The organism is uncultured Oxalicibacterium sp., from assembly GCF_913776015.1.
Lineage (GTDB): Bacteria > Pseudomonadota > Gammaproteobacteria > Burkholderiales > Burkholderiaceae_D > Oxalicibacterium.
This window is the reverse complement of record NZ_CAJYMD010000074.1, coordinates 75896-83922: the sequence shown is the minus strand read 5'-3', so window position 1 is coordinate 83922 and position 8027 is coordinate 75896. Positions and strand designations below refer to the sequence as shown.

The following is an 8027-nucleotide window of genomic DNA, read 5'->3' as shown; positions in this document are numbered from 1 at the left end:
GCCAGCGTATCGACCACCACGGATGGCACGCTCTCATGCGACCAGAGTGGATCCGCTTCTATCGCGATATTCTGCAGGTCGAGATCCGGCTTTTCCATATGTGGTGCCAGCATCTGCATCAGGCGTTGTCGATACAAGGCCTTTTCCTGATCAGACGTGCACGGCATATCGACCAATTCCTGCCGCTCTTCCCTGCTCAAAGCCGCCCACCCGGCAAAATCAAATCGAATGCCGATGGCATCCAGATTGAAACGCACAATCATCGGAATACGGCGAAGCGCGTAACGTCCATCCTGCTCGAATTGAAAAAGCGCGGCACTCATAGAGCCGCGCTTTCGTGAGCAGACAGATTGAATCGAAAATCAGCTGCCGCCAATTTTCGTGGATTTGTCGTCCAGATGTTCCTTGTCGAGTTTTTCTTCATTGTCCTTGCTTAGTTTGTCACCCGCGATCCAGCGCGGATCCTTGTCATGGCCCGGCGTAGTACGCGAAGCAGGTTGCGCAGGCACCAGTTTATCTTTTTCGTCACCCATTTTCTCTCCTTCCATCATTAAAAATCGGAACATTCAATCTAGAACTATTACCTGTTGCGGCCTATCGGCTGATTCACGAAGTTCATGTAGGAAAAAAGAAAGTGTCGTGTCGGATGAGTCAAAGTTATCCCTGAAAAATGTGCATAGTCCTGTGGACAAATAGCAGAATAACTTTTCAAGTCATTGATTATGTGAAGTTTTCTGCCACTGCGAGAATTTGCATCTTTCCTCGTGGCAGAAATTGGCAGAATTTCCGACATGCGTATGGCAGATTTTCCGATTGGCTGAAGAACGGCGGTTACGTATCGTCGATCCATTATCACCGTCCAAAGGAGCATGCATATGTCTAACAAGGAAATGAAAAGCAGCAAGGAAAAGACAAACAATGCACCACAAGCAGCAAGCCAAGATAAACGCAGCAATAAAAATGATGCTGTCGAAAGCTTGAAGTCAAGCGATACTCAATCGGAATTCAACGTTAACGAACGCCGACAGGAATCGAAAAACGAGCAATAAACGTTTCCTCTCAAACAAAAAGCCCCGCATCAAGCGGGGCTTTTTCATGTTTGTTCACCGACGGCCTCAAGCTGCCTTCTTCGCGTCTGTTTGTCGATCAATGTAATCGCGTGCTGCGATCAAACCTTTCTCAATGCATTCTTCTTGCGTCGGATAGGAATGACCATCAATGACTTCCTTGTCCTTGAATTTACCGCCGCCAAAATGCTCAGTCACGAAGACGCGTGGCATGTACTCGGGAAACGCCTTGTCCACTTCAGCACCAGACAAATGCGCCGCCACCTGCACGGAAACGCTCCAGTCTTTATAGGTTTCGTAATGCGATTTGTTTTTCATGTTTTTCCTCTTCCAAGAAAACGGTAAATCAGAGCATATACAGACCGCATGTAGCTCTGCAAGTGCCGCTAAGCGGGTCTTTAATGGCGCGACAACATGCTACTCTACCAAATCGCGAAAGAGCATCACTTTATACGCGCTTGCCCGTGATCGACTGCACTTCACCGCGAGCGTGATTCAAGGCTACTTCAACATTTCTCTGAAAATTGATGACGTTGCCCCGCTCAAGAGAAGTTACGGTATGCGATCTTCGATATGTATTGATTGCACAGCATCAAAGGATAATTGAAGCAATGGATGATTTTTCGAATCCACTCATCAAGACAGTGATTGGCTTGCTAGCGATCTGGCTAGGCTTGCTTGTATCAAGAAGACTGAAAAGAAACTGGCTAGGCTGGATGACATTCTTTATTGTCTTTTTCGGAGCCATGGCTGCATTAGATGCGCTGGGTCTGGTATCACCGCCGACTGTTTAAGTCAGTCTGGCTCCAAACTGCTACGAGTCCGCGCCTCACCTTTTACTTTTCTGGCAAGAGCTTCCGGCTTCCATTATTTTTTGCGAATACGAAAAGGCATAGAAAAAGGGCCTCATAAATGAAGCCCCCTTTAGATATCTCTCTTTTTAAAAAGCTATTTCATTTCGAGCATACGCAATGGAAACAAAAAAGCCATCTTAAAAAAGATGGCTTCAGTGACAGATTATTTGGTCGGGACGGTGTGATTCGAACACACGACCCCTTGCACCCCATGCAAGTACGCTACCAGGCTGCGCTACGCCCCGACGAGCGAAATATTATAACAGAGCCAACTCGTTTTTTGCCATTGGCAACAGCCAGCACCTACTCGATTATTTAAGCAATAAGAGGATGTCGTTCAGCTCGGTACGAATCGCCATCAGCTGCGCATTCTGCGCCTTTGCTTCGTCCTGCGCCGCAGTATCATCCTCAGGATTCTGCAGACGTGTATCAAGCTTGTTCCGCGCGCCACTGATCGTGAAGCCCTGCTCATACAACAACTCGCGAATCCGGCGAATCAACAGCACTTCGTGATGCTGGTAATAACGACGGTTGCCACGGCGCTTGACCGGCTTGAGCTGCGTGAATTCCTGCTCCCAATAACGCAAGACGTGCGGCTTGACGCCGCACAAATCACTGACCTCGCCAATGGTGAAATACCGTTTGGCAGGAATCGGCGGCAACACAACCGGCTCTGGTTTGTTGATGCGATCGTTCATCTATCAGGTAGCCTGGGAAATCGCGGTATGCGAAGAAGGTGCGCCCTGCATGACATCTTCCACCATGCTCTTGAGTTTCTGGCTGGCGTGAAAGGTAACTACACGACGCGCCGTGATGGGAATTTCTTCTCCGGTCTTGGGATTGCGGCCCGGACGTTGCGGCTTGTCGCGCAACTGGAAATTGCCGAAGCCGGACAACTTGACCAACTCGCCACGTTCCAGCGCATCGCGAATTTCGTCGAAAAACGTTTCGACCATATCTTTCGCTTCACGCTTGTTGAGGCCAACCTGCTCGAACAATAATTCGGCAAGTTCGGCCTTGGTCAGCGTGGGAAGATCTTTTTCTGCCTGCGAGCGTACCTGCGATTCGAGCATGGCTCGTTGCAGGTCGGCGGTCAGTACGGATTGGAGTTCTGCTGAATTCACGTCGTTCATCGCTGTCATTTCCGGCAGTGTCATGCGCGCAGACGCGCGTCCAGTCGCTTGCCTGCGGCAGCCACAAATGCGTTCATTGCGGCATCGACTCGATCATCCTGCAGGGTCGTTTGAGTATCTTGCAAGGTGAAACGGAAAGCAAGGCTTTTTTCGTCCGACTCCAATCCTTTTCCGCGATATTCATCAAATAAAACAACCACTTGCAAGATGCCACAGGCAGGATTCAAAGCCTTTTCAGCCTCGAATACATCCAGCAATTCCTGCATTGCCACCTGTTGTTTGACCACTAGAGCAAGATCGCGCGTGACTGCTGGAAACTTGGAAATTTCCTTGTAGACAGGCAAGCCAACCGCTTGCAATGCATTGGCGTCAATCTCGAACATGACTGGTGCATTTGGCAAATCGTATTTCTGCTGCCAACGAGGATGCAACTCACCGATCACGCCAATCTCGCGGCCATCCAGCATCACCTTGGCAGAACGACCTGGGTGCAACGCAGGATGATCACACTTGACGAAGGTTGCAATCTTCGGTGCCAGCAAGGCTTCCAGATCAGCTTTGAGATCGAAGTAATCAACATTGCTTGTCGGCAGACTCCATTGCTCTTCCAGCGCCGGACCATAAGCAATCGCTGCGACGCGCTTGGGTTGATCGAAGCCGGCAACCGACAGCGGACCATCTTCCTTGCTTTCGCTGCGCAAATAAACCGCACCGATTTCAAACAGGCGAATGCGACCGACTTTGCGATTGAGGTTGTAGCGCACATTGGCAATCAGGCTGCCAAACATGGTCGAACGCATGACGCTCATCTGGCTGGCAATCGGATTCAGCAAACGAATCGGATTCGTGTTGTTAGCAAAGTCGGTTTCCCAGGCTTGTTCAACGAAACTGTAGTTAACGACTTCCTGATAGTCCGCATCGACCAACTGGCGACGAATCGTGAAGAGCGAACGTTTGTCTTCCGGCCCAATATGCATCGCATTGGCAGCGATAGGCGGCAATGCAGGAATGTTTTCAAAACCGTAGACGCGCGCAATCTCTTCGATCAGATCTTCCTCGATCTCGATATCAAAGCGGTACGAAGGTGGCGTTACCGAGAACGTGCCCTCACCTTGCGTGAAGGACAGCCCCAGACGAGTGAAAATATCGGCAATCGCTGCATCGTCGAGTGCCACGCCAATGACTTTGGCGGCACGTGCGGTACGCACGCTAACCGGTTTGCGCGCAGGCTGATTGACGACATGATCGTCCACACGGCCGACCGTGGTCTGACCGGATACGCCACAGATTTCCACGATCAGCGCAGTGATGCGCTCGATGCATTGCACCGTGGCTGCAAAATCGACACCACGTTCGAAACGATGCGCTGCATCGGTCGAGAAATTGAAGCGACGTGCACGTCCCTGGATCGCTGCCGGATGCCAGAATGCCGCTTCCAGATAGATGTTTTGAGTTTCCAGCGACACGGCGGTGGCATCACCACCCATGATGCCGGCCAACGATTCGATTTCCTTCTCGTCGGCGATCACACCGATCCAGTCGTCGATGGCGACTGTATTGCCATTCAGCAGCTTCAGCGATTCACCCTGCTTTCCCCAGCGCACATTGAGACCGCCGTGAATCTTGTCCAGATCGAACACGTGCGTTGGCTGCCCAAGTTCGAGCATGACGTAGTTGGAAATGTCCACCAGTGCCGAAATCGGGCGCTGACCGCTGCGCTCCAGACGCTGCTTCATCCATTCCGGAGTCGGGGACTTCGCATTCAGACCGCGGATCACGCGGCCGGCAAAACGACCGCACAGATCAGGTGCTTCGATGCGCACGGGCAGCACTTCGTCGCTATTGACCGCCACAGGCTGCCAGCTCGGCGCTTTCAACGCAGAACCGGTCAACGCGGCGACTTCGCGCGCCACACCCAGCACGGATAAGCAATCTGCCTTGTTGGGCGTCAGCTTGATCGTAAACTTGAGATCGTTGAGTTGATAGTAATCGCGGAAATTCTGTCCGACTGGCGCATCCGATGGCAAATCCATCAAGCCGCCCTGCTCGTCCGACAATTTCAATTCCTTGGCCGAACACAGCATGCCTTGCGACTCCACGCCGCGCAGCTTGCCCAGTTTGATGTTGAATGGCTTGCCATCTTCACCCGGCGGCAAGACAGCACCGACCATGGCGCAAGCGACCTTCATGCCGACACGCACGTTCGGTGCGCCGCATACGATGTTGAGCAAGGTACCTGTGCCGGCATCCACCTGGCAAACGTTGAGGCGATCGGCATCAGGATGCTTGGCGATTTCGCGTACTTCAGCCACCACCACATGGGAAAACGGCGGCGCGACAGGTTCGACTTCTTCGACTTCCAGACCCGACATCGTCAACATGTGCGACAGGGCATCCGACGTCATGTTCGGATCGACCATCGTACGCAACCAGCTCTCGGAAAATTGCATGATTTAAAAACCTTTTGCCACAGACATCACAATTGCAGGAGAAGCGGCACCTCGCCCAACAGGACGATTGCCGCACGTCCCATCGGATTAGTTGAATTGCTTGAGGAAACGCAGATCGCCTTCATAGAACAGGCGCAAATCGTTGATTCCGTAACGCAGCATGGTCAGACGCTCAAGGCCGGAGCCGAACGCAAAACCAATGAACTGCTCGGGATCGAAACCCATGTTGCGCAGTACCGTCGGATGAACCTGTCCAGCACCGGATACTTCGAGCCAGCGTCCTTTCAACGGACCGCTGCCAAAGGCGATATCAATCTCTGCCGACGGTTCGGTGAAGGGGAAATAAGATGGACGGAAACGCACCTGCAAATCGTCCGTTTCAAAAAACGCGCGCACGAAATTCAGATAGACGCCCTTGAGATCGGCAAAGCTGACGTTCTCGTCAATCCACAAGCCTTCGACCTGATGGAACATCGGCGAGTGCGTGGCATCGCTATCGACGCGGTAGGTACGGCCGGGAGCGATGACGCGAATCGGCGGTTTGTTCATGCGTGCATAGCGCACCTGCATAGGACTCGTATGCGTACGCAGCAGCAAGGGTTTGCCCTGCGTGTCGTTACCTTCGATATAGAAAGTGTCCTGCATCGAACGCGCCGGATGATTTTCCGGACTATTCAGTGCGGTGAAATTGGTCCAGTCATTCTCGATCTCGGGGCCGTCTGCCACGTCGAAACCGATCGACCCAAAAATTTCCTCGATACGTTGCCAGGTACGCATCACCGGATGAATGCCGCCAACACCACGGCCACGTCCCGGCAGCGTAATGTCGATGGCTTCCGCATTCAGGCGTGCTTCCATCTGCGCATTCGAGAGTGCATCACGGCGTGCGGTCAGTGCCTGTTCGATCTGTTCCTTGGCGGCGTTAATCAGGGCGCCCTGCGCCTTGCGCTCTTCCGGTGCCAGCTTGCCGAGACTTTTCATTTGCTCGGTGATCTGCCCGGTCTTGCCAAGATATTTTGCTTTCGCATTTTCCAGCGCTGCCGCATCGGGAGCGGTAATGAAATCGGACTGGGCCTGCGTGACGAGTTGATCTAGAAGATTCATGCGAATTGTTTTCGCCTTGCGACATGACGCCGAAAAGGCATGCAAAAAAGCGAGCGGTAAAAATAAAAACGGGACATAGGTATGAAACCCTGCCCCGCAATATTGCTGCGCTGTCCGAAGACAGCGCTTACGATCACAACACTCAAGCAGCGATGTTTGCTTTCACCTGATTGACGATAGCCAGGAATGCCGGCTTGTCGAACACAGCCATGTCGGCCAGCACTTTACGATCGAGTTCGATCGAAGCGCGCTTCAGACCGTTCATGAACACGCTGTAGGTCAGGCCATGTTCACGCGATGCTGCATTGATACGGGTGATCCACAGAGCGCGGAAAACACGTTTCTTGTTGCGGCGATCACGGTAAGCATATTGACCAGCGCGCATGACTGCTTGCTTGGCAATACGGTAAACCTTGCTGCGACGACCACGATAGCCTTTGGCTTGGTCAAGAACTTTCTTATGGCGGGCCCGTGCGGTAACCCCACGTTTAACTCTAGGCATGATTGCTCCTTAGGATGTGAGGTTAAGCGGTCGGCATCATTGCGCGAACGGAATTCATGTTGGTGTCATGGACACCGACAGCACCGCGCAATTGACGTTTGTTTTTGGTGGTTTTCTTGGTCAGGATGTGACGTTTGAAAGCTTGACCGCGTTTTACGGTTCCACCTGGACGGACACGAAAGCGCTTTTTGGCGCTGCTTTTCGTTTTCATTTTAGGCATGACACACATCTGTCCTTTTCGGACAGCTCCATTTTGTATGATCACAGGTGGCAACAATTTCGTTGCTCTTGGATGCCTGCTCTCACTTGTTATGCGGCGAAATCGAGTTCACCGCCATTTGCACACATTGCCGTTACCGGCAATCTGCACGAATCTTATTTTTTCTTCTTCGGCGCGATGACCATGATCATCTGACGCCCTTCCATCTTGGGAAACTGCTCGACCTGACCATACGGCTCCAGATCCGACTTCAGGCGCTCCAGCATCCGCATGCCGATATCCTGGTGCGCCATTTCACGACCACGAAAACGCAACGTGATCTTGGTCTTGTCGCCGTCTTCCAGAAACTTGGTGAGGTTACGCAGCTTGATGTTGTAATCACCATCATCGGTACCAGGCCGGAATTTGACTTCCTTGACGGAGATCACTTTCTGTTTCAGCTTGGCTTCATGCGCCTTTTTCTGCTCTTGATACTTGAACTTGCCGTAGTCCATCAGACGGGCAACGGGTGGCTGCGCATTTGGCGCAATTTCCACCAGATCGACGTTGGCTTCTTCCGACAGGCGGAAGGCCTCAGCCAGGCTCACAATACCGAGCGGCTCGTTATCGACACCACTCAAACGCAATTCAGGCGCTGTAATTTCACCGTTGATACGATGAGACTTGTCAGTAGCTATCGCAATTTCCTTTGCAAAAT

At 52.1% G+C, this 8027-nt stretch carries 12 protein-coding genes and 1 tRNA gene; 2 read left to right on the top strand and 11 right to left on the bottom strand.

What is annotated here, in order from left to right:
- Both QZ725_RS13370 and QZ725_RS13365 read right to left on the bottom strand, forming a co-directional pair.
- The coding region (locus QZ725_RS13370) for a nitrate reductase associated protein (protein ID WP_293780492.1) at positions 1-323 on the bottom strand (323 nt) is incomplete at its 3' end.
- A gap of 39 nt (positions 324-362) precedes the next feature.
- Positions 363-533 carry a hypothetical protein gene (locus QZ725_RS13365; RefSeq protein WP_293780489.1) on the bottom strand — a complete coding sequence of 57 codons (171 nt, stop codon included), beginning with the start codon at positions 531-533 and terminating at the stop codon, positions 363-365.
- Positions 534-875: 342 nt separating this feature from the next.
- Here QZ725_RS13365 and QZ725_RS13360 point away from each other — a divergent pair, with 342 nt between their 5' ends.
- Positions 876-1049 (top strand): hypothetical protein, encoded by a 174-nt coding sequence (locus tag QZ725_RS13360; RefSeq protein WP_293780486.1) that lies wholly within the window; start codon positions 876-878, stop codon positions 1047-1049.
- 66 nt (positions 1050-1115) lie between these two features.
- Here the strand turns inward: QZ725_RS13360 and QZ725_RS13355 are convergent, their stop codons facing one another.
- Complete coding sequence (locus tag QZ725_RS13355) at positions 1116-1385, bottom strand: hypothetical protein (protein ID WP_293780483.1); 270 nt, start codon at positions 1383-1385, stop codon at positions 1116-1118.
- A 209-nt stretch (positions 1386-1594) separates the two neighbouring features.
- Here QZ725_RS13355 and QZ725_RS13350 point away from each other — a divergent pair, with 209 nt between their 5' ends.
- A complete protein-coding gene (locus tag QZ725_RS13350) occupies positions 1595-1861 on the top strand; it encodes a hypothetical protein (RefSeq protein WP_293780480.1) in 267 nt (88 codons plus the stop codon).
- Positions 1862-2089: 228 nt separating this feature from the next.
- On the opposite strand, the gene QZ725_RS13345 is transcribed toward QZ725_RS13350, so the two are convergent.
- From QZ725_RS13345 to infC, 8 genes are all read right to left on the bottom strand, one after another.
- Positions 2090-2166 (bottom strand) — tRNA-Pro (locus tag QZ725_RS13345).
- Positions 2167-2232: 66 nt separating this feature from the next.
- Complete coding sequence (locus QZ725_RS13340; protein WP_293780477.1) at positions 2233-2619, bottom strand: MerR family transcriptional regulator; 387 nt, start codon at positions 2617-2619, stop codon at positions 2233-2235.
- Positions 2620-2622: 3 nt separating this feature from the next.
- A complete protein-coding gene (locus QZ725_RS13335) occupies positions 2623-3054 on the bottom strand; it encodes an integration host factor subunit alpha (RefSeq protein WP_293780510.1) in 432 nt (143 codons plus the stop codon).
- Positions 3055-3074: 20 nt separating this feature from the next.
- Positions 3075-5504 (bottom strand): phenylalanine--tRNA ligase subunit beta, encoded by a 2430-nt coding sequence (pheT, locus tag QZ725_RS13330; RefSeq protein ID WP_293780474.1) that lies wholly within the window; start codon positions 5502-5504, stop codon positions 3075-3077.
- Positions 5505-5591: 87 nt separating this feature from the next.
- On the bottom strand, positions 5592-6608 hold the full coding sequence (pheS, locus tag QZ725_RS13325) for a phenylalanine--tRNA ligase subunit alpha (protein WP_293780471.1): 1017 nt from the start codon (positions 6606-6608) through the stop codon (positions 5592-5594).
- Between the two features lie 142 nt (positions 6609-6750).
- Entirely contained in the window at positions 6751-7110 is a 360-nt protein-coding gene (gene rplT, locus QZ725_RS13320) for a 50S ribosomal protein L20 (protein WP_293780468.1), read from the bottom strand.
- Positions 7111-7132: 22 nt separating this feature from the next.
- The gene (gene rpmI / locus QZ725_RS13315) at positions 7133-7330 is read right to left on the bottom strand and encodes a 50S ribosomal protein L35 (protein WP_124574982.1); all 198 of its coding nucleotides are present in this window, start codon (positions 7328-7330) and stop codon (positions 7133-7135) included.
- A 155-nt stretch (positions 7331-7485) separates the two neighbouring features.
- Positions 7486-8007 carry a translation initiation factor IF-3 gene (gene infC, locus QZ725_RS13310; RefSeq protein WP_293780507.1) on the bottom strand — a complete coding sequence of 174 codons (522 nt, stop codon included), beginning with the start codon at positions 8005-8007 and terminating at the stop codon, positions 7486-7488.
- Positions 8008-8027 lie beyond the last annotated feature (20 nt).

Excerpts from the sequence above, each read along its gene's own strand:
- QZ725_RS13365 (WP_293780489.1), bottom strand. The coding sequence starts at position 533 with ATGGGTGACGAAAAAGATAAACTGGTGCCTGCGCAACCTGCTTCGCGT.
- QZ725_RS13360 (WP_293780486.1), top strand. The coding sequence starts at position 876 with ATGTCTAACAAGGAAATGAAAAGCAGCAAGGAAAAGACAAACAATGCA.
- QZ725_RS13355 (WP_293780483.1), bottom strand. The coding sequence starts at position 1,385 with ATGAAAAACAAATCGCATTACGAAACCTATAAAGACTGGAGCGTTTCC.
- QZ725_RS13350 (WP_293780480.1), top strand. The coding sequence starts at position 1,595 with ATGACGTTGCCCCGCTCAAGAGAAGTTACGGTATGCGATCTTCGATAT.
- QZ725_RS13340 (WP_293780477.1), bottom strand. The coding sequence starts at position 2,619 with ATGAACGATCGCATCAACAAACCAGAGCCGGTTGTGTTGCCGCCGATT.
- QZ725_RS13335 (WP_293780510.1), bottom strand. The coding sequence starts at position 3,054 with ATGAACGACGTGAATTCAGCAGAACTCCAATCCGTACTGACCGCCGAC.
- pheT (WP_293780474.1), bottom strand. The coding sequence starts at position 5,504 with ATGCAATTTTCCGAGAGCTGGTTGCGTACGATGGTCGATCCGAACATG.
- pheS (WP_293780471.1), bottom strand. The coding sequence starts at position 6,608 with ATGAATCTTCTAGATCAACTCGTCACGCAGGCCCAGTCCGATTTCATT.
- rplT (WP_293780468.1), bottom strand. The coding sequence starts at position 7,110 with ATGCCTAGAGTTAAACGTGGGGTTACCGCACGGGCCCGCCATAAGAAA.
- rpmI (WP_124574982.1), bottom strand. The coding sequence starts at position 7,330 with ATGCCTAAAATGAAAACGAAAAGCAGCGCCAAAAAGCGCTTTCGTGTC.